We start from the raw sequence: 18,709 nt of genomic DNA, 5'->3' as shown, positions 1-18,709 counted from the left end.
ACCATCAACGGCGCCGACCAAGGTCGGCCTCTACCCACAGCGGTTGCCGGCCAGCGGCCGGCACTACCCCTGCAGCCGCCGCCGCTGCAATCGTTCCACCGCGCGCTGAAGCAGCACCCGGTTGCGGGCCAGTTTCATCCACTGCGGCAGGCGCGAGAACATCGAACTGTTGCGTACGCCGCCGTGCTCACGCAGCGTGGCTGCGGCGTAGTCGTGCAGCGCCTGCAGGTGTTCGGCGTTGTAGGCCCACAGCAAGCCGGCACGGGTGGGTTCAACAAGATGCAGCGGCAGGCCGAAGTGCGGATCAGCCGGCTCGGCATCGCGCAGCGGGGTGGCCGACACGTCGACATCGCTGCTGCGCCCACATTGCCCACATCGCGCGGGAAAGGTGGCCGGCGAACGAACGCCCGACGCTATCCGGCGATGCACATACAGCCATTGGTGCCCGCAGTACCCGCACGGCCGGCGTCCCTGCATGCACACCGCGCCCACCCAGTCGCCACTGTCCAGCGCAACGCTGCAGCCGGTGCAGCGGAAACGCACCGTCCAACGGTAGGGCTGCCAGCTCGCCAGCACCCAGCCCGGCGTATCGCAGCGGTGGCAGCGCACCGCGATGCGGTCGGCGAACGCTTTCAGGCCGCGACCATCGTCGAAGTGACGGCCCGGCACGGGAGCAGGACGCCCGCGCCGACCGGGCGGGCGTTGCACCGCCATCAGACGTAGATCCGCGTCGGCGCTTCGTCGATGATCGCGTGCGGCACGAAGCGCGCACTGTCGCGGGTGATCGCGCTGTCGTCCTCGCGGATGCCGATGCCGCAGGCGTGGTCGCCGATCACCCAGCTGCCGATCAGCGGGTAACCGCCTTCGAAGCGGGTGAGCGGATGCGCACGCTGGAGGATCGCCGGACCGTCGTACGGACCGTCGCTGCGCTGCGTGCTGCCGTCGGCCAGGTGCATCTCGATGTTGGCACCTTCGCGCGAGAACAGCGGCTTGCGCACCCAGCCCGAGGCCAGCGCGCTGCCGTCATCGAAGTGTGCTTCCAGCAGGTTCGGATGGCCGACGTTGCGCTGCCACAGCAGCGGCAGGATGCCCTTGTTGCTCAGCACCGCCTTCCACGCCGGCTCCAGCAGCTGCACGCCCGAGCCCGGCAGCGCGCGACCGAATTCCTCGGCCATCAGGTCTTCCAGCGGGTACAGCTTGAACAGCGTGCCGATGACCGTATCGTCCAGCGCGGTGAAGCGCCCGTCTTCGGACAGGCCGATGTCCTCGATGGCGATCGCCTGCCCGTGCAGGCCCGTCTGCGACGCGCAGTCGCGCAGATACTCGACCGTACCGCGGTCTTCGTCCGAGCTGCCCACCGCACTGAAATACAGCGGCGGCGGCAGCTGCGTGGCCAGTTCGCCGAAGCGTTCGACCAGGGCTTCATGGATCGCGTTGAACTGATCGGCGTGCTGCGGCAGGCGGCCGGCGTTGCGCTGGTCCTCCAGCCACTGCCACTGGAAGAAGCTGGCTTCGAACAGAGAGGTCGGCGTGTCGTAGTTCAGTTCGTACAGCTTGGCCGGGCCGGTGCCGTCGTAGGCCAGGTCCAGGCGCCCGTACAGGTGCGGCTGGCGCTGGCGCCAGCTGTCGGCGATCCAGTCGCGGTAATGCGCGGGGATCGCCAGCTGGTCCATCAGGCGCTCGCTGGCGATGACATCGCCGACCAGGTCCATCGCCATCTGGTGCAGTTCGGCGCTGGGGTCTTCGATGTCCTGTTCGATCTGGCGCAGGGTGAACGCGTAGTACGCGCTTTCATCCCAGTACGGCTGGCCGTCGATGGTGTGGAAGCGGAAACCGGCTTCCTCCGCGCGCGCCCGCCACTGGGCGCGCTCGGCAATACGGATACGTTGCATGGGTCGATCAGCCGCCGACGCTGCTGCCGCTGCGGCGCGCACTGGTGCTGCCGAAGCCGCTGCGGCTGGCGGTCACCGCACGGTTCGGTTCGCTGGTGACCGGGGCCAGCCCGGCCTTGCCCGCGCCGATGCCGCTGGCGGTGTTCAGGCCGCCGCTGCCACCCGGGGCAGGACGCGCCCAACCGGCGCTCTTGTCCTGGTAGGCCGGCGCCGAAGCCGGCGCCTGCGGGGCCAGGCCACCGCGGTTGCTCAGCATCTGCGACATGAAGAACCCCATCATCATCGGACCGATGAACGAGGTGCCGGCCGAGGTGTGCTGCTGCACGCACTGCTCAGGCTTGTAATCCTGTTCGCAGGCTTCCTTGGTCGCGTACTTCGGCGCTGCGTCGGCAGACTTCTTCTGCGCCTCGGCAAACGCGTTGCGGCACGCCGAAGGATCAGCGGTAGCCGTGGTGCAGGCCTCCACCGAGGTATACAGGCCTTCCTGCACCTGCACCTGCTCTTCCTTCTGGCAGGCAGTGAACAGCAGCGGCGCAGCGCTCATCAGCAGCAGCGCGGTGGTGCGGGAACGTTTCATGGCCTCATGCCTTCAAGTCGGAACAATGCCCCATCATGCCAAATCCGGGCCAACAACCGGAATCGGCAAAGTAGGAAAGATGAACGGAATTTCATTTTCGTCGTCCTCTCCCTCGATCCATCCACGCATGGCGTGGATCTACTGGCCCACGGCCACCCCGCCATCCCGCGGATAGCCCGCTTTTGATTTTGACGTTGACGTTGATTCGGCAGGTGCAGGGCGCAGCCCTGCCGGACCGCCTCCGGTGGTTGCAGCAGCAACCGAAAAAATTGGCCATGATCAACCGACCCCCACGTCGTACGGCCCGCCCGTTCCGCCAGCCATGCCCGAATACCGCTCCCGCACCTCCACCGCCGGCCGCAACATGGCCGGTGCCCGCGCCCTGTGGCGTGCCACCGGCATGAAGGATGGCGACTTCCACAAGCCGATCATCGCCATCGCCAACTCCTTCACCCAGTTCGTGCCCGGCCACGTGCACCTGAAGGACCTTGGCCAGCTGGTCGCGCGCGAGATCGAACAGGTTGGCGGCGTCGCCAAGGAATTCAACACCATCGCCGTGGACGACGGCATCGCCATGGGCCACGACGGCATGCTGTACTCGCTGCCCAGCCGCGAGATCATCGCCGACGCCGTCGAATACATGGTCAACGCCCACTGTGCCGATGCGCTGGTGTGCATCAGCAACTGCGACAAGATCACCCCCGGCATGCTGATGGCGGCGCTGCGCCTGGACATCCCGGTGGTGTTCGTCTCCGGCGGACCGATGGAAGCCGGCAAGACCAAGCTGTCCGAGCACAAGCTGGACCTGGTCGACGCGATGGTCGTCGCTGCCGATGACAGCGCTTCGGACGAGAAGGTCGCCGACTACGAGCGCAGCGCCTGCCCTACGTGTGGCTCGTGCTCGGGCATGTTCACCGCCAACTCGATGAACTGCCTGACCGAAGCACTGGGCCTGTCGCTGCCGGGCAACGGCACCACGCTGGCCACGCATGCCGACCGCGAAGCGTTGTTCCGTCGCGCCGGCCGCCTGATCGTCGAACTCTGCCACCGCTGGTATGGCGGCGAAGACCCGCGTGCGCTGCCGCGCGGCATCGCCACCCAGGCCGCGTTCGCCAACGCCATGACCCTGGACATCGCCATGGGCGGCTCGACCAATACCATCCTGCACCTGCTGGCCGCCGCGCAGGAAGGCGAGGTCGACTTCGACCTGACCCACATCGATGCACTGTCGCGGCGCGTGCCGCAGCTGTGCAAGGTGGCACCGAACACGCCGAAGTACCACATCGAGGACGTGCACCGCGCCGGTGGTGTGTTCGGCATCCTCGGTGAACTGGATCGCGCCGGCCTGCTGGATACCTCGGTGCCGACCGTGCACAGCGCCACGCTCGGTGAAGCACTCGATCGCTGGGACGTGATGCGCAGCGACAACGACACCCTGCACACCTTCTTCAAGGCGGGCCCCGCCGGCATTCCCACCCAGGAGGCCTTCAGCCAGGCCACGCGCTGGCCGTCGCTGGACCAGGATCGCGCCGAAGGCTGCATCCGTGCGCTGGAACATGCCTATTCGCAGGAAGGCGGGCTGGCCGTGCTGCGCGGCAACCTTGCCGTCGACGGCTGCGTGGTGAAGACGGCAGGCGTGGACGAATCGATCCACGTGTTCGAAGGCAATGCGCGCGTGTTCGAAAGCCAGGACGCCGCCGTGGCCGGCATTCTTGCCGATGAAGTGAAGCCCGGCGAGGTGGTGGTGATCCGCTACGAAGGCCCGAAGGGCGGCCCGGGCATGCAGGAGATGCTGTACCCGACCAGCTACCTGAAATCGAAAGGCCTGGGCAAGCAGTGCGCATTGCTGACCGACGGCCGATTCTCCGGTGGCACCTCGGGCCTGTCGATCGGCCACGTTTCGCCGGAAGCGGCCAGCGGCGGTGTGATCGGACTGGTGGAGGATGGTGACCGCATCCGCATCGACATCCCGGCGCGGCGCATCGACCTGCTGGTGGAGGAGGCGACGCTGGTCCAGCGCCGCGCCGACGCCGATGCACGGGGCTGGAAGCCGCGCGCACCGCGACCACGCAAAGTCACCAGCGCGTTGAAGGCCTATGCCCTGCTGGCCACCAGCGCCGACAAGGGCGCCGTACGCAACACCGCCCTGCTCGGCGACTGAAGACGGTAGTGCCGGCCGCTGGCCGGCAGCCTCCCTCGTAGTCCGCTAAGGTATCCCAATATCATCGACACGGAGGTTGTGATGACGCCGCTTTTCCTCGCACTGGCCGTGGCCATGGGCGCGAGCGCCGAACCGCCGCAGGCTCCTGACTGCGGCTACGACCGCGCGGCGATGCTGGCGATGGAACCGGGCATGTTCGACCAGGACATGGACGGGGGCTGGCGCCCGCTGGCCGATCGCGGCTGCACCCAGGAAGCCGCGGACCTGCTGGCCGCGTATGCGGCATTGCCCAAGGCGACGGGCAACACCACCCTCATCTGGCACGAAGGGCAGCTGCGCGCGGAGCTTGGGCAAACCGCGCAGGCGATTGCGCTGATGCAGCGCACCTACAAGCCGAAGGACACCGACCCCGGCTACTGGAACGCCTACGTGGACGGCACGATCGCGTTCCTGCGGCGTGATCGCAGCGGACTGGAAAAGGCACGTGCCGCGCTGGTCGCGATACCGACGCCACCCACGATGGCGGAGAACATCAAGAACGGTCGTTTCCACTTCACTACCAAAGGCGGGCAGCAGGTGGATGCCCCTTGGCCGCCGAATCTCGATGTGCTCGATGCCTTCCTGCGCTGCTTCGACCGCGATTACCACAATGCGATGGGCAACCCGGCCTGCCGGAAGCCGGAAGGCGGTTGAGGGTCTCCGCCGGGCATGGCCCGGCGCTACCAGTGCGGGCTCAGCCGATGGTGCGCTTGAACGGCGGCAGCGCGTCGATGATGCGCTTGCCGTAACGGCGGGTCAGCAGGCGCGAGTCGAGGATGATCACCCGCCCGGTGTCGGTGGAGGTGCGGATCAGGCGGCCGGCGAACTGGGTCAGCGTGCGCAGCGCATGCGGGATCGCGATCAGGTTGAACGCATTGAGCCCGCGCGCTTCCACCCATTCGCTCAGGGTGGCGGTCTGCGGATCGGTCGGCACCGCGAACGGCACCTGGGTGATCACCACCGTGGTGCAGGCCTCACCGGGAAGATCCAGGCCTTCGCCGAACGAGTTCAGCCCGAACAGCACCGAACCCTCGCCGGCGGCGACACGGCGCAGGTGTTCGTCGATCATGCGCGTCTTCGACATCTCGCCCTGCACCAGCACCTGCTTGCGCTTGGCGGCCGGCATCAGGCCCGCCACCTTCTCCATCTTCCAGCGCGAGGTGAACAGCACCATCGAGCCCTTCGTCCAGTCCAGTTCCTTGCCGATGTAGCGCGCCACTTCGCGCGGATGGCCTTCGCGGTCATCGGGCGTGACCGGGAACGGCGGCACGATCAGCTCGGCCTGGTTGGGCAGGTCGAACGGCGAGGACAGCGAGACCATCTCGGCGGTTTCGGGGATGCCGTTGTCGATCGCCAGCGCCTGGAAGTCGCCGCCACCGGTCAGCGTCGCCGAGGTCATCACCACCGAATCCACTTCATCCCACAACAGCTTGCGCAGCACGTGCGCGGCCGACACCGGCGAGCCATGCAGCACCAGGTCGCCATCGCGGGTGGCGGTCACCCAGCGCGCCATCGGTGGCGCGCCTTCCTTGTCCTCGCGTCGCCAGACCTGCCACAGGTTGTACTGCTGCTCGATCATCTCCAGGGCCATGCCGAGGTTGCGCTGCAGGCGCTCGCGCGCCGGATCGTCCGGCTTGCCTTTGGCGACCTGCGCGGTGGCGGCGTGCGCCCAGTTGTAGAGGCTGCGGGTATCGTCGGCCAGCGCCTCGATTGGCTCGCGCCAGGCCTCGGGCAGGCGTCCGTTGGCCGCGCGCCACATCGGCTCCTCGTCGGCCGGCGCCGGCATCCATACCGCCTCGACGTGGTCGCGGAACGCACGCAGGCCCTTGGCCACGTTGCTGGCCGCGTCGATGGCTTCGTTCGGCAGAAGGTTGCCGAGGCGATCCTTGTCGACCGCGCGGTAGGCACCGGCGATCAGGATCTGCAGGCGGCCGGTGCGCTTGGCCATTTCATCCAATGCCAGGCTGGCCGCGCCCTGGTCGATGGCCACGTTGCCCACGTGATGGCCTTCGTCGAGTACCAGCAGCATGTCCGACGGCGCGGCGATCATCGGCTGGCCGTTGTCGCTGTCACCAATGGACAGCGCCGACAGCAGCAGCGCGTGGTTGGTGACCACGATCTGCGCATCGCGCACGGTGTTGCGCGAGCGCAGTACCGCGCACTGCGCCGAGTACGCGCAGCGTCGCCCCGCGCAGCCTGAGGCCGGGGTGGTGATACGGCTGCGCAGGCCAGGACTGATGGTTTCCGGTGCGTTGTCGATGTCGCCGTCCCAGCCGCCGCTGGTGAAGGCCACGGTGAGGCGCTTGGCGATGTCCATCTCGATCGGCGCCAGCGGGCGGTCGAACAGCGGCTGCTCGTCCTCGAACATGCCGTTCTGCGCGCCCTCGCCGTGCGCCTCGGCGGCGTTGCGCGTGCACAGGTAGCGGGTGCGGCCCTTGGCCAGGGCAACGGTCGCCTCCAGGCCGGTGGCCTTGAGGAAGTTCGGAATATCGCGCTCGACCAGCTGCGACTGCAGCGCCACGGTACCGGTGCTGATCACCAGCTTCTTCTTGCTGGCCAGGGCAATCGGCACCCCGGCGGTCAGGTAGCCCAGGCTCTTGCCAACGCCGGTCGGCGCCTCGACCACGCCCACGCCACCGCTGGTGGACAGCGCACGCGACACCACGCCGATCATCTGGCTCTGCGAGCGGCGGGTGGAGAAGCCGGGGGTATTGGCCTGCAGCGTCGTGTACGCCTTGCGGATCGCGTCCTTCAAGGTGTCATCGAGCTTGCGTGGAGCGGCGACGGTTTCGGTCACGCCAGAACTACCGTAGCGGGGTCAGGCCGGCCATTGTCGCATGGCCGGCCACGGGCTCCGAGGCGCGGGCGCTGAACAGGGTCAGCCGCGTCGCGCGATGGCTGGATGCGCGCCGCGCAACACTACCGACGCGGCCAAGGCCGTCATCGGAGTCAGGGCGTCGCAGCGCGCTGCCGCAGCAACCGTACCAGTGCCCAGACCAGCAGGACCGTGCCGACGGCATCGAGCATCGCCAGGCCGAAGTGCACCACGCCCAGCACGGTGCTCAGCTGCGAGATCGCGCCGAAGTCGCCGTTGCTGACCATCCACATCGGCACCAGGTTGGCCAGCAGGCTGCCCACGCTGGACGCCAGCAACAGCAGCAGGCCGGTCAGCGCGCCGGTGCGTGCCGGATCGCGCGGCGCGCCCAGCACCCAGACCAGGCCGACGCACAGGGCAATCAGCACCGGCAGGCGCACGCCGACCATGGTCAGCAGGGAGACCATCAGAGCCTGGGTATCCATCGATCAGTCCTGCCCGGCGAAGGCGCCGGCACCGGCGCGCAGCTGCTGGTAGACCTCGTCGGTCTGCGGGCGTACGGCATGCCACTGCAGGAAGCTCTCCGCCGCCTGCTCGACCAGCATGCCCAGGCCATCGACCGTGTTGCGGCACTGCGCGGCGCGCGCCCAGGCCAGGAAGGCGATGGCGGCCTCGCCGTAGTTCAGGTCGACGGCCGTGGTCATTGAATTGACCAGCGACAGCGGCAGCTTGAACTCGGCGTCGCGATCGCGGCCGGCGGAAGTGGCGTTGACGATCAGCTCGAAATCGCCGAGGTCGCGCAGATCGTCCCAGTAGCGGCTGAGCGCGCGGCCCGGCTCGCCCATGGCATCAATCAGTTCATCGGCGCGTTCCGGCGTGCGGTTGACCACCACCAGTTCGGTGATGCCGGCATCCAGCAGCGCCGGGGCGACGCTGCGCGCCGAACCACCGGCACCCAGCAGCAGCACGCGGCGGCCGCGCAGGTCCAGGCTGTGGCGGTCGGTGAGGTCGCGCACCAGGCCGATGCCATCGGTGGTGTCACCGTGCCAGCGGTCGCCCTTGCGCAGCAGGGTGTTGACCGAGCCGGCGCGACGCGCGCGCGCGGTCAGCGTAGTGCATACCGAGAACGCCGCTTCCTTGTGCGGTGAAGTGACGTTGGCACCGACACCGCCTTCGGAGGCGAACGCCTCCAGCCCGGCCAGGAATGCGTCCGGGGCGAGATCGATGCTGCGGTAGTCGAGGGAGATGCCTTCCTGGCGACCGAACGCCGCATGGATCTGCGGCGACTTCGAGTGGGCGACGGGGTGTCCGAAGACGGCGTAACGATCGGTCATGGAATCCTCAAGCTGGCTAGACTGGTGCTCTTTCGTGCATGGACCTGGATGATGCGTATCGCCCCGACCCTGCTGGTGCTCGCCGCCAGTCTACTCTCTGCCCCGGTGGCGATGGCGTTGAACGAGTACGGCATCGAAGGCATGGGCGTGGTCTCCACCCGTGCCGATGAAGGCCGGGCCACGATCAGCGCCGATGGCCAGCGCATCGTCTTCGCCCGCCGTGGCGAGGCCGGCTGGGGGCTGTGGCAGGCGCGCGTGGTCGACGGCCGCTGGCAGCAGGCGCAGGCGTTGCCGCTGGCGGTGTCCGGCGAGGTGCGCGATCCGTATTTCAGCCGCGATGGCCGCTGGCTGCTGTTCGCCGCAGGCCGCGAGGGCCGGTCGGGGCTGTACCGGGCGGCCATCGCCGCCGATGGCAGCGTGGGGGCGCCGCAAGCGCTGGCAGGCGATGGTGGCCGCCATGAAGAGCGCGGGCCGGCATTGAGCGCGGACGGGCGACAGCTGCTGTTTGCCCGCCAGCAGGGCCGTGGTGCCGGCTGGGACCTGTTCGTGGCCGCGCTGGACGCGCAGGGCGTGCGAGGCCCGGCGACGGCATTGCAGGCATTGAACAGCCCCGCCGATGAAACCGATGGCGACTGGCTGGGCAGCGCTGGCGCGGTGGCCTTCAGCCGTGGCAGCGGTGACACCGCGCAGGTCTGGACCAGCGGTTGTGCGTGGACGGGCGCTGCGCTGCAGCCGATCGGACTGTCGTTCAACCAGGCCAGCGGCTGGACCGGCGCGCCGGTGGTCGACAACGCCAAGCCGGGCGAAATGATGGTGGCCAGCAGCGCGGCGAAGTCGCCCCGCGCCGGTGGCGTGGATGTATACCGGCTGGCCGTGCCGAAGGTGGCGGCAGTGCCCGCGTGCATGCAGTAGATCCACGCCATGCGTGGATGAGCGTTCGGAGGAGGCCGACCGCCCCCCCTCCGGTAGGTGCCGACCTTGGTCGGCACAGAAACAAAACCGCCAACCAAGGTTGGCGACTACCAGTAGATCCACGCCATGCGTGGATGGCCCGGGTCCCGGGCCACAGCGCTCAGCGCGACAGCACCTTCGCGCGCTGCTGCTCGTACTCCGCTTCGCTGAGCTGGCCGTTGTCCTTGCGCCGGTTCAGGGCGGCCAGTTCGGCCTGCACGCTTTCCGGCACGGCCTGCTCGCGGGCGACCCGGGCCGCAGCGGAGAGCTGCTCCGGCGGGCGCCGCGCGGCGCGCCAGGCAGCAACGAACACGCCGACGATGATGGCCCCGAACACCAGCGTACCGGTGCCCCAGATCAACCATTGCATCCAACCCATTTCAGGTCCCATCGCGTGTTCCTCCGTCCGTCGTGGGCGCTATTGTCAGCGCTCGCGCAGCCAACGCGCCACCTGCGGCGCGAAGTAGGTCAGCACGCCATCGGCGCCGGCACGCTTGAAGCCCAGCAGCGATTCCAGCACGCAGGCGCGCTCGTCCAGCCAGCCGTTGGCGAACGCCGCCTTCATCATCGCGTACTCGCCACTGACCTGGTAAGCGAAGGTCGGAACCCCGAAGGTTTCCTTCACCCGCCGCACCAGGTCCAGGTACGGCATGCCCGGCTTGACCATCACCATGTCCGCGCCCTCCTCCAGGTCCAGCGCGATCTCGCGCATGGCCTCGTCACCGTTGGCCGGGTCCATCTGGTAGGTCTTCTTGTCGGCCTTGCCGAGGCTGGCCGCGCTGCCCACCGCATCGCGGAACGGACCGTAGAACGCCGACGCGTACTTGGCCGAGTAGGCCATGATGCGCACGTTGAGGTGGTGGTCGGCGTCCAGCGCACGACGGATCGCACCGATGCGGCCATCCATCATGTCCGACGGCGAAATGATGTCCGCGCCTGCCTCGGCATGCGACAGCGACTGCTTGACCAGCGCTTCGACGGTGATGTCGTTGAGCACGTAGCCCTTGTCATCGATGATGCCGTCCTGGCCGTGCGTGGTGTACGGATCCAGGGCCACGTCGGTCATCACCCCCAGCTCCGGGAAGCGCGACTTCAGCGCGCGGATCGCACGCTGCGCCAGGCCGTCCTCGGCCCACGCCGCCGAGGCGTCCAGCGACTTCTGCGAGGCGTCCAGCACCGGGAACAGGTCGATCACCGGGATGCCCAGTTCCAGCGCTTCCTCGGCCACCTTCAGCAGCTCTTCGATCGACAGCCGCTCCACGCCCGGCATCGATGGCACCGCCACGCGACCGGCCGGTTCGTGCACGAACACCGGATAGATCAGGTCGTCGGTGGTCAGCGTGTTCTCGCGCATCAGGCGGCGCGAGAATTCGTCATGGCGCATGCGCCGCGGGCGGTAATGGGGATGAGGCATGGCAGGCTCCGGGGAGTGGCTATTGCAACAGGTAGCCCTGCGGCAGCAGGGGTGCGGGCAACGGGCGTTCGCCGAGGGCGTCGAGCTGGTCGATCTCGATGGTGCGCACCAGCGCGTCCAGCGGCAGGTCGTTCGGCTCCAGGCCGAACGGGTCTTCCATTTCTTCGCCCAGCTGGTCCAGGCCGAAGAAGGCGTAGGCCAGCACCGCCGACAGCACCGGCGTGGCCCAGCCCAGCGAGCTGGCCAGGCCGAACGGCAGCAGCACGCAGAACATCCACGCGCAGCGGTGCAGCAGCAGGGTGTAGGCGAACGGCAGCGGGGTGGTCAGGATGCGTTCGCAGCCAGCCTGGATCGAGGACATCGCGTGCAGGCGCTCTTCCAGCTGGACGTAAAGAATGGAATCGAGCGTGCCGGCGCGACGGGCCTGGGCCAGTTCGGCGGCGATCATCGCCAGCAACGCATCGGGCACGTTCCCGCGCTGGGCGAGCTGCCCGCGCTGTTCCTCGCCCAGCCATGGCACCGCCGCCAGCGCCACGTCGCGGGCGCGCAGGCGCGCGGCCAGTGCATGGGCGAAGGCGGTGGTCAGGTAGCCGATGCGCTGGCGGCGCGGTGCTTCATCGGCCAGCAGCACCTGTACCTGCCGTGCCAGCGAGCGCGATTCGAACACCAGCTGGCCCCACAGCTTGCGGCCCTCCCACCAGCGGTCGTAGCAGGCGCTGTTGCGGAAGCTGAGGAAGATCGACAGGACCAGGCCGAGCAGGGTGAACGGGGTGACCGAGACGCGCTCGATGCCGATCGGCGGCGCCATTTCCACCACCGCGGCGACCGCGATGGACAGGACGAGGATGGCCAGCACCTTCGGCGCGATGGCCGGAACGATCGAGCCACGCAGGATGTACAGCAGTTGCCAGCCGTGGGGACGGGAACGAATGATCATGGGAGCAGCCGCGCAGGGCGCGGTTCGACAGGCACGCGGGGGGCTCGCGCAGCGGCCCATTCTACTCCCTGCCCGGCCGGCGGCCGTGTCCCTGCGACGCCCGGTCGCACCGGCCCGGCCGGCTCAGATCACGCCGCCGCCCAGCCCCAGGCGCAGGATGCCGACCACCACCACGATGCCGTTCAGGATCAGCCCGGTCCACGCACGGCCGCGCTTGCTGGGGTGGGTGAACAGGATGCCGAGCGCGGCGATGATCGCGCCGACCGCGGCGAACGGGATCAGGAACCAGTTGCCCCAGCCCAGCAGCGGTATCAACGCCAGGATCATCCACAGCAGCGCCAGCACGCCCCACAACAGACTGATCACACCCATAGCGCCCTCCCGTGGTTGTTCATGCGCCAACCATAGCCGTTCCCGGCAGCGCCGCCTACCGCCGTTGCCGTCAGCCTCACCGGCCCCGTGCTAGCGTGCGGCCATGGGTCGAGCCCCGATGTTGGCGCCGATTCAGAGTGCCCGGCTGATGATCCGAACCAGTCCTACAGGGGTATACGCCATGAACATCCGTTGGGTCGCCTTGGCGGCCATGCTGCTGACTGTTGCCGGTTGCGCCAGTACCTCCAAGGTCATGCTGGGCCGCGCCCGCGCGCCGATCGATCCGTCCCAGGTGCAGATCTATTCGACGCCGCCCGCCGGTTCGCAGGAAATCGCCCAGCTGGAATCGTCTTCGGCGGTGGGCTTCGGCACCCAGGGCCAAACCGATGCCGCCGTGGCTCGCCTCAAGCGCGAAGCGGCTGCACTGGGTGCCAACGGCGTGATCCTGATGGGCGTGGGCAGCAGCGGCTCGCCGGTCGGCATGTCGGTGGGTGCCGGCAGTTACGGTTCGCACGTGGGCGGCGGCGTGGGCATCGGCATACCGACGACGCAGAAGCGCGCCGCCGGCGTGGCGATCTGGGTACCGGATCCGGCGCCGCCGGCACGCCTGCCGACGCAGACGATCACCCCGCAGCGCTGAGCGGCAGCGTCACCGCGGGTAGCGCCGGGCCATGCCCGGCGTCTCTTCCGCTGCACTCGCCGGGCGTGTCCCGGCGCTACCGGTACTTCGGAACGAACTGCTGCTGCACGGCTTCGGCCAGCTGGTCCGGCGGCAACAGGCCCTGGTCGAGCAGGAAGTTGTTGAACGCCAGGCGGTCGAACTTCGCGCCCAGTGCCAGCTCGGTCTGCATGCGCAGTTCCAGGATGCGGGTGTAGCCGTAGAAGTAGCTGCCCGCCTGGCCCGGCATGCGCACCATGTAACGGTCCAGTTCCTGGGTGGCCATCGCCTTGGACAGACCCACCTGCTCGATCAGCACGCGCTCGCCGTTGGCACGGTCGGTCAGGCCGAGATTGAGCATCGGGTCCAGCATCGCGCGGGCGGCACGCAGCAGGCGGAACTGCAGCGCGATCATCTGCCCGTCCAGCGGCTCGTACGGCACCATCTCCGCCTCGGCATACAACGCCCAGCCTTCCACGTTCACCGAATTGAACGCGAACATGGTGCGCGCCAGCGACACGCCACGCTCGACCATCGCGGTGAACTGCAGCTCGTGGCCCGGGCGTCCTTCATGCGCGCTCAGCGTCCAGGCCGCCGAACCGAAGTTGAAGTCGTCGTACTGCGCACCCGCACCGGCAGCCGGGTTGCCCAGCGGCAGCACGAAGGTGCCCTGCTGCCCGGTGTTGTTGACCAGCGGCGCAGGCAGGAAGTGCGGTGCCGGGCTGGCAGCGCTTTCGGCGGCCGAGCCCAGGCGCATCTGCATCGCGCGCTGCGGCACGTCGACGATGCGGTGTTCGCGGATCAACGGATCGATGGCATCGATCACCTTGCGGTAGTGGCCTTCAAGCTGGTCATCGGCAATCTTCTCGCCCTTCAGCGCGCGGATCACCGCCACCGGGTCGCTCGGATCACTGACCTTCAGGCCCTTCTCCTTCACCACCAGCGGCGCCAGCTGGCGCATCGCCGAGCGGGTTTCCATGAACTCCAGCTGCGCGCGCTGCATCAGCAGCTTCGGGTCGATATCAATGCCGACCTGCTTGAGCTGGTAGGCGTACAGCGGAGCCGGCAGGCGCGCATCGGCACGTGCCTTCGGCAGCACCTCCTTGCGGGTCCATGCGGCGTAGTCCTTCATCTGTGCGGCAAGCGCCTTCATCGCCTCGTCGGCACCAGTGACCTGGTACTTCTTCAGCAACGACTCGATGCCGGTGATGTAGGTCTCGACGTTGTCCAGCGACTGCTGCACTTCGATCTTCGTCGGCTGCAGCAGCGTGCTGTCCTTCAACCGCTCTTCGTAACGCTGGCGGGCCAGCGTGGTGAACGCGGTGCCGCCCGGCTGCAGGCCCGCATACGCCTTGAGGCGATCGACCGCCTTGGCCCGGCGCTCGGCCGGCACCTGGTCGGACAGCAGCAGGTTGAGGCCGCTGAACACGCTCTGCGGCGCATCACGCCACGGCAGCAGGTACTTCTGGTTGAGCTCGCTGCCTTCGATGCTCTGGTTGGCGGCGGCGATCATGATCTCCAGGTCCTGGCGGACGTTGGGATCCTTCTCGCTGGCCAGCTTGGCCTTCAGTTCGTCGCGGGCCTTGGCCATCGCGGCGCGGTAGCGCTGGTCGTTGTCCGGGCCGAGGTCGGCGACCTTGTCGTCGTAGCCGGGCACGCCGAAGAAGCCGGTCTCCTCGGGCTGGAACGGGCCTTGCGCATCCAGCAGGATCTGCGCCAGCGCATTGCTGCGCGCGACCCAGGCCGGGCTGGCCGGCGTGGAGGCCTTGGCGGCCGGTGCGGCCAGGGCCGGTGGGGCCGACAGCAGCGGGGCGGCGGTCAGGGCCAGGGCGATGGCAAGCGCGATCGGCTTCATGGAGCACTCCAGGAGAGGGTTGCCCGCACCCTACGCGCTCACGGCGGTGGCGACAATCGGCCGGAGGTCACGCCATCTACAGCGCTGCCGTCAGCGCGCATTCGCCACGCTCCCGACAGGCCTGCAGTTCGCATTCGCCGGCCGCCTCGGCATCATCCAGCGCGCTCAGGTCGAAGGTCTGCTTGTCTTCGGCCAGCACATACATCACCGGATAATCCCACACGTCGTCGCTGCGGGTGCCCTTCACGAACAGGCGGCCGTGCGCATGCGGCCCTTCCAGCGCCACGGTCAGGCCAACGTCGCGCTCGCCGTTGATGGCGGTCTGCATGCTGCCCAGCGGCAGCGTGCCGGCCTGCAGCGGTTCGCCGAACACCTGCACCAGTTCGACGCTGCAGCCGGCGCGACGCATCGCCTCGCGCATCGGCGCACTGTCGTGCGCGGCTTCGGTCCAGCGCAATACGCTCCAGGCGATGGCACCGCCCAGTGCGATCAGGAACAGCAGCACCGCCAACGGCATCGCCCAGCGCCAATGCCGGCACCACCAGCCAGATCGCAGGTTGGAGGGAGCAGGAATCGGCGGCGGCAGGGTCATGGGCGGGCTCCTTCCCGGATGATGATCAAGGCTTCAGGCAACGCCCCAGGAAAGCTTCGGCAACGCGGTAGCGATGCAGTGCGTCGGCACCGGACAGGCCGTGCTTGGCACCGGGGTAGGTCATCAGTTCAAACGGCTGGCCGCGCTTCTGCAGCGCGCTCATCAGGCTGGTCGAATTGGTGAACAGCACGTTGTCGTCGGCCATGCCGTGGATCAGCAGCAGCGGCGAACGCAGGCCCTCGATGTGGGTCAGCACGCGTGCTTCGCGGTAACCGGCGTCGTTGCGCGACGGCAGGTCCATGTAGCGCTCGGTGTAGTGGCTGTCGTACAGGCCCCAATCGGTGACCGGTGCGCCGGCCACGCCACAGGCGTAGCTGTCCGACGCCTTGGCCAGCAGCATCAGGGTCATGTAGCCGCCGTTGGACCAGCCCTGCACGCCGATGCGCGCCGGGTCCACCCACGGCTGCTGCTTCAGCCAGGCCACGCCGCGCAGCTGGTCGGCCACTTCCACCGTGCCCTGTTTGCCATACAGCGCGCCGCCGAAGTCACGGCCGCGGCGCGGGGTACCGCGGTTGTCCAGCGAAAACACCACATAGCCCTGCTGGGCCAGGTACTGGTTGAACAGATGGTCGCCACGGCCAGGCCAGCTGTCGGTGACGGTCTGGCTGGCCGGGCCGCCATAAACGTACACCGCCACCGGGTAGCGCTTGGCCGGATCAAAGCCTGCCGGCTTGATCACGCTGTAGTTCAGCGGCGTCCTGCCGTCGGCCGCGGTGAGCGTGCCGAATTCGACCGGGCGCTGCGCGTCGCGGTAGCGCGCATACGGATGCTTGGGATCGGCCAGATCGTTCTCGACCAGGGTGGCGATCTTCTCGCCATTGGCGCGGAACAGTTCGATCTGCGGCGGCGTGCTGCTGTTGGACCAGCTGTCCACGTACACGCTGGCGTTGCGCGCGAAACTGGCGCTGTGCATGCCCGGTGCCTTCGACAGGCGCTGCGGCTGGCCACCCTGCAGCGGCACGGCGTAGATCTGGCTTTCGCGCGCCGATTCGATGCCGGCACGGAAGTACGCCAGGCCGGCCTTTTCATCGACCGCCAGCAGTTCATCAACCGACCAGTTGCCGTGGGTCAGCGCGGTGGCCTTGCCCTTGCTGTCGATGCGGTACAGATGCTGGAAGCCGGTGCGCTCGGACGACCACAGCACGCTGCCGTCATCGAGGAAACGCAGGCTGTTGTGCAGCGGCACCCAGGTCGGGCTGGTCTCGTGGGCCAGCACGCGCTGCTGGTTCGAGGCCAGGGTGACTTCCACCAGGTCGAGCTTCTTCTGGTCGCGCGACTGGCGCTGGAAGCTCAGGTGCTGCGGATCGCGCCAATCGACGCGGGCCAGGTAGATGTCCTGTTCCTTGCCAAGGTCGATCCACTGCGTCTGCGCATGTTCGGCCGGCGAGATCACGCCCAGCTTCACCTGCACGTTGGCATCGCCGGCGGCCGGGTAGCGCTGTTCGATCACATCGGTGCGGTCGGCATAGACCTCGTAACGCTTCTGCACCGGCACCGGGCTTTCATCGATGCGGGCGTAGGCGATGGCCGAATCGTCGGGTGCCCACCAGTAACCGGTATGGCGATCCATCTCCTCGTCGGCGACGAATTCGGCGATACCGTTGCCGATGGTCGTGCTGCCATCACCGGTCAGCTGCATCTGCTTTCCGCTGGCCAGGTCGATCACCCACAGGTTGCGGCCGCGGATGAAGCTGACGAAGCCGCCCTTGGGCGACAGCTTGGCGTCGGTGGCAAAGCCTTCGCCGTGGGTCAGCTGGCGCACCGCGGCCGTGCCTTCCTGCTTGAGGTCGTACAGGTACAGCTCGCCGCCCAGCGGGAACAGCAGGCGCTGCGCATCCGGCGACCACTGGTAGTCGACGATGCCGGTCATGGCGGCGATGCGCTGGCGCTCGCGGCGGGCCTTTTCCTCGTCGCTGAGGGTTTCGGTGCCGGGCAGCACCACCTTCGAATCCACCAGCAGGCGGGTCTGGCCGCTGCCGATGTCATAGCTCCACAGGTCCAGCTGGTTGCGGTCGCTGTCCTTGCCGCGCAGGAAGGTCACGCGCGAACCATCCGGCGCCACCTTCGGCTTCATCAGGGTCGGGCCGGACAACGGCAGCGGGCCGGTGATGGCTTCAAGGGTAAGTTTTTCAGCGTGGGCGACGGTACTGGTGGCAAGCATGAGGGCGAGCGAGGCGAACAGATGGCGCATGGAGGATCCCGGCAAACGGCAGGTCCGCCACCGCGACAGGCGCGGGACGGTCAGCGTCCATCCTAACCAAGCCGGTGCAGGAAGACAGCATGACCTTCTGCCCATGAGGTCTTCCCATAATGCGTGCCGACCAACGGTCGGCACCCACCGTCCCGGGTCAGCGTTTGCCGAACAGGTGCCTGCGTTCTTCGTCGCTGAGCGGCTTGCCCGCGTCCGGGTTGACCTGCTGGCGCAGCGCATAGGCGCGCTGGGTCGCCGGGCGGGCGGCGATGGCCTGGTGCCAGCGCTTGAGGTTCGGGAACGCGTCGAAGTCCGCCGGCAGCTTGTCGTAGGCGCCAACCCACGGGTAGCTGGCCATGTCGGCGATGGTGTACTCCTCGCCGGCCAGGAAGGCGTGCTCGGCCAGGCGCTTGTCCATCACCCCGTGCAGGCGGCGCACTTCATTGTCGTAGCGCTCGATCGCGTACGGGATCTTCTCCGGCGCGTATACATTGAAGTGGCCCATCTGCCCGCTCATCGGGCCCAGCCCGGCCATCTGCCAGAACAGCCATTCCAGGGTGGTGACGCGGCCACGCGGGTCGGCCGGCAGGAAGCGGCCGGTCTTCTCGGCCAGGTACAGCAGGATCGCACCGGACTCGAACACGCTCTGCGGCGCACCGCCGTCGGCCGGGGCGTGGTCGACGATGGCCGGCATCTTGTTGTTGGGGGAAATGGCCAGGAATTCCGGCTTGAACTGGTCGCCCGAACCGATGTTGACCGGATGGATGCGGTACTCCAGGCCGGCTTCTTCCAGCAGCAGGGTCACTTTGTGGCCGTTCGGGGTAGGCCAGTAATACAGGTCGATCATGGCGGCGGCTCTGG

The 18,709-nt window shown here is 68.1% G+C and carries 18 protein-coding genes; 4 read left to right on the top strand and 14 right to left on the bottom strand.

All coding sequences use genetic code 11. The features are described from left to right. Positions 1 to 63: 63 nt before the first annotated feature. Genes K5K93_RS13685 through K5K93_RS13675 form a run of 3 tightly spaced genes read right to left on the bottom strand, consistent with a single transcriptional unit; the run spans position 64 to position 2,469 of the window. Complete coding sequence (locus tag K5K93_RS13685; protein WP_222388171.1) at positions 64 to 714, bottom strand: hypothetical protein; 651 nt, start codon at positions 712 to 714, stop codon at positions 64 to 66. Then, the gene (locus K5K93_RS13680) at positions 714 to 1,892 is read right to left on the bottom strand and encodes a glutathionylspermidine synthase family protein (RefSeq protein WP_025877526.1); all 1,179 of its coding nucleotides are present in this window, start codon (positions 1,890 to 1,892) and stop codon (positions 714 to 716) included. Before K5K93_RS13680 ends, K5K93_RS13685 begins: the two co-directional genes overlap by 1 nt. Positions 1,893 to 1,899: 7 nt before the next feature. After that, on the bottom strand, positions 1,900 to 2,469 hold the full coding sequence (locus K5K93_RS13675) for a DUF1190 domain-containing protein (RefSeq protein WP_140225328.1): 570 nt from the start codon (positions 2,467 to 2,469) through the stop codon (positions 1,900 to 1,902). A gap of 322 nt (positions 2,470 to 2,791) precedes the next feature. On the opposite strand from K5K93_RS13675, the gene ilvD reads away from it, so the two are divergent. Then, entirely contained in the window at positions 2,792 to 4,630 is a 1,839-nt protein-coding gene (gene ilvD, locus K5K93_RS13670) for a dihydroxy-acid dehydratase (protein WP_222388170.1), read from the top strand. Positions 4,631 to 4,711: 81 nt separating this feature from the next. Next, the gene (locus K5K93_RS13665; protein WP_222388169.1) at positions 4,712 to 5,323 is read left to right on the top strand and encodes a hypothetical protein; all 612 of its coding nucleotides are present in this window, start codon (positions 4,712 to 4,714) and stop codon (positions 5,321 to 5,323) included. Positions 5,324 to 5,363: 40 nt separating this feature from the next. On the opposite strand, the gene dinG is transcribed toward K5K93_RS13665, so the two are convergent. The 3 genes from dinG to aroE all read right to left on the bottom strand — a co-directional run bounded on the left by dinG (position 5,364) and on the right by aroE (position 8,818). Further along, positions 5,364 to 7,466: an ATP-dependent DNA helicase DinG gene (gene dinG / locus K5K93_RS13660; RefSeq protein ID WP_222388168.1), complete on the bottom strand. Its 2,103-nt coding sequence runs from the start codon at positions 7,464 to 7,466 to the stop codon at positions 5,364 to 5,366. 152 nt (positions 7,467 to 7,618) lie between these two features. After that, a complete protein-coding gene (locus K5K93_RS13655) occupies positions 7,619 to 7,969 on the bottom strand; it encodes a hypothetical protein (RefSeq protein WP_222388167.1) in 351 nt (116 codons plus the stop codon). 3 nt (positions 7,970 to 7,972) lie between these two features. Beyond that, on the bottom strand, positions 7,973 to 8,818 hold the full coding sequence (gene aroE, locus K5K93_RS13650) for a shikimate dehydrogenase (RefSeq protein WP_093819437.1): 846 nt from the start codon (positions 8,816 to 8,818) through the stop codon (positions 7,973 to 7,975). A gap of 48 nt (positions 8,819 to 8,866) precedes the next feature. On the opposite strand from aroE, the gene K5K93_RS13645 reads away from it, so the two are divergent. Next, positions 8,867 to 9,730, top strand: a complete 864-nt coding sequence (locus tag K5K93_RS13645) for a hypothetical protein (protein WP_222388166.1) — start codon at positions 8,867 to 8,869, stop codon at positions 9,728 to 9,730. A 160-nt stretch (positions 9,731 to 9,890) separates the two neighbouring features. Here K5K93_RS13645 and K5K93_RS13640 read toward each other — a convergent pair whose 3' ends face one another. The 4 genes from K5K93_RS13640 to K5K93_RS13625 all read right to left on the bottom strand — a co-directional run bounded on the left by K5K93_RS13640 (position 9,891) and on the right by K5K93_RS13625 (position 12,492). Then, entirely contained in the window at positions 9,891 to 10,160 is a 270-nt protein-coding gene (locus K5K93_RS13640) for an SHOCT domain-containing protein (RefSeq protein ID WP_025877541.1), read from the bottom strand. Between the two features lie 33 nt (positions 10,161 to 10,193). Further along, positions 10,194 to 11,183 carry a porphobilinogen synthase gene (gene hemB / locus K5K93_RS13635; RefSeq protein WP_025877543.1) on the bottom strand — a complete coding sequence of 330 codons (990 nt, stop codon included), beginning with the start codon at positions 11,181 to 11,183 and terminating at the stop codon, positions 10,194 to 10,196. 19 nt (positions 11,184 to 11,202) lie between these two features. Further along, positions 11,203 to 12,120 (bottom strand): bestrophin family ion channel, encoded by a 918-nt coding sequence (locus K5K93_RS13630; RefSeq protein ID WP_222388165.1) that lies wholly within the window; start codon positions 12,118 to 12,120, stop codon positions 11,203 to 11,205. A 123-nt stretch (positions 12,121 to 12,243) separates the two neighbouring features. Further along, a complete protein-coding gene (locus K5K93_RS13625; protein ID WP_032952021.1) occupies positions 12,244 to 12,492 on the bottom strand; it encodes a hypothetical protein in 249 nt (82 codons plus the stop codon). 181 nt (positions 12,493 to 12,673) lie between these two features. On the opposite strand from K5K93_RS13625, the gene K5K93_RS13620 reads away from it, so the two are divergent. Then, positions 12,674 to 13,132 carry a hypothetical protein gene (locus K5K93_RS13620; protein WP_025877548.1) on the top strand — a complete coding sequence of 153 codons (459 nt, stop codon included), beginning with the start codon at positions 12,674 to 12,676 and terminating at the stop codon, positions 13,130 to 13,132. Between the two features lie 76 nt (positions 13,133 to 13,208). Here the strand turns inward: K5K93_RS13620 and K5K93_RS13615 are convergent, their stop codons facing one another. The 4 genes from K5K93_RS13615 to K5K93_RS13600 form a co-directional block, all read right to left on the bottom strand. Continuing rightward, positions 13,209 to 15,005, bottom strand: coding sequence for a DUF885 domain-containing protein (locus K5K93_RS13615; protein WP_049467778.1), 1,797 nt, complete (start codon positions 15,003 to 15,005; stop codon positions 13,209 to 13,211). Between the two features lie 76 nt (positions 15,006 to 15,081). Further along, on the bottom strand, positions 15,082 to 15,597 hold the full coding sequence (locus K5K93_RS13610; protein ID WP_222388164.1) for a cytochrome c oxidase assembly factor Coa1 family protein: 516 nt from the start codon (positions 15,595 to 15,597) through the stop codon (positions 15,082 to 15,084). Between the two features lie 25 nt (positions 15,598 to 15,622). Further along, a complete protein-coding gene (locus K5K93_RS13605) occupies positions 15,623 to 17,848 on the bottom strand; it encodes a DPP IV N-terminal domain-containing protein (protein WP_222388163.1) in 2,226 nt (741 codons plus the stop codon). Positions 17,849 to 18,005: 157 nt separating this feature from the next. Then, a complete protein-coding gene (locus K5K93_RS13600; RefSeq protein ID WP_033832494.1) occupies positions 18,006 to 18,695 on the bottom strand; it encodes a glutathione binding-like protein in 690 nt (229 codons plus the stop codon). Positions 18,696 to 18,709 lie beyond the last annotated feature (14 nt).

It is taken from the genome of Stenotrophomonas sp. DR822 (assembly GCF_019793815.1).
Classification (GTDB): Bacteria; Pseudomonadota; Gammaproteobacteria; order Xanthomonadales; family Xanthomonadaceae; genus Stenotrophomonas; species Stenotrophomonas indicatrix.
This window is presented reverse-complemented; position numbering and strand designations above follow the sequence as displayed.

Coding starts and splice junctions, on each gene's coding strand:
- K5K93_RS13685 (WP_222388171.1), bottom strand. CDS start 714: ATGGCGGTGCAACGCCCGCCCGGTCGGCGCGGGCGTCCTGCTCCCGTG.
- K5K93_RS13680 (WP_025877526.1), bottom strand. CDS start 1,892: ATGCAACGTATCCGTATTGCCGAGCGCGCCCAGTGGCGGGCGCGCGCG.
- K5K93_RS13675 (WP_140225328.1), bottom strand. CDS start 2,469: ATGAAACGTTCCCGCACCACCGCGCTGCTGCTGATGAGCGCTGCGCCG.
- ilvD (WP_222388170.1), top strand. CDS start 2,792: ATGCCCGAATACCGCTCCCGCACCTCCACCGCCGGCCGCAACATGGCC.
- K5K93_RS13665 (WP_222388169.1), top strand. CDS start 4,712: ATGACGCCGCTTTTCCTCGCACTGGCCGTGGCCATGGGCGCGAGCGCC.
- K5K93_RS13655 (WP_222388167.1), bottom strand. CDS start 7,969: ATGGATACCCAGGCTCTGATGGTCTCCCTGCTGACCATGGTCGGCGTG.
- aroE (WP_093819437.1), bottom strand. CDS start 8,818: ATGACCGATCGTTACGCCGTCTTCGGACACCCCGTCGCCCACTCGAAG.
- K5K93_RS13645 (WP_222388166.1), top strand. CDS start 8,867: ATGATGCGTATCGCCCCGACCCTGCTGGTGCTCGCCGCCAGTCTACTC.
- K5K93_RS13640 (WP_025877541.1), bottom strand. CDS start 10,160: ATGGGACCTGAAATGGGTTGGATGCAATGGTTGATCTGGGGCACCGGT.
- hemB (WP_025877543.1), bottom strand. CDS start 11,183: ATGCCTCATCCCCATTACCGCCCGCGGCGCATGCGCCATGACGAATTC.
- K5K93_RS13630 (WP_222388165.1), bottom strand. CDS start 12,120: ATGATCATTCGTTCCCGTCCCCACGGCTGGCAACTGCTGTACATCCTG.
- K5K93_RS13625 (WP_032952021.1), bottom strand. CDS start 12,492: ATGGGTGTGATCAGTCTGTTGTGGGGCGTGCTGGCGCTGCTGTGGATG.
- K5K93_RS13620 (WP_025877548.1), top strand. CDS start 12,674: ATGAACATCCGTTGGGTCGCCTTGGCGGCCATGCTGCTGACTGTTGCC.
- K5K93_RS13615 (WP_049467778.1), bottom strand. CDS start 15,005: ATGAAGCCGATCGCGCTTGCCATCGCCCTGGCCCTGACCGCCGCCCCG.
- K5K93_RS13610 (WP_222388164.1), bottom strand. CDS start 15,597: ATGACCCTGCCGCCGCCGATTCCTGCTCCCTCCAACCTGCGATCTGGC.
- K5K93_RS13605 (WP_222388163.1), bottom strand. CDS start 17,848: ATGCGCCATCTGTTCGCCTCGCTCGCCCTCATGCTTGCCACCAGTACC.
- K5K93_RS13600 (WP_033832494.1), bottom strand. CDS start 18,695: ATGATCGACCTGTATTACTGGCCTACCCCGAACGGCCACAAAGTGACC.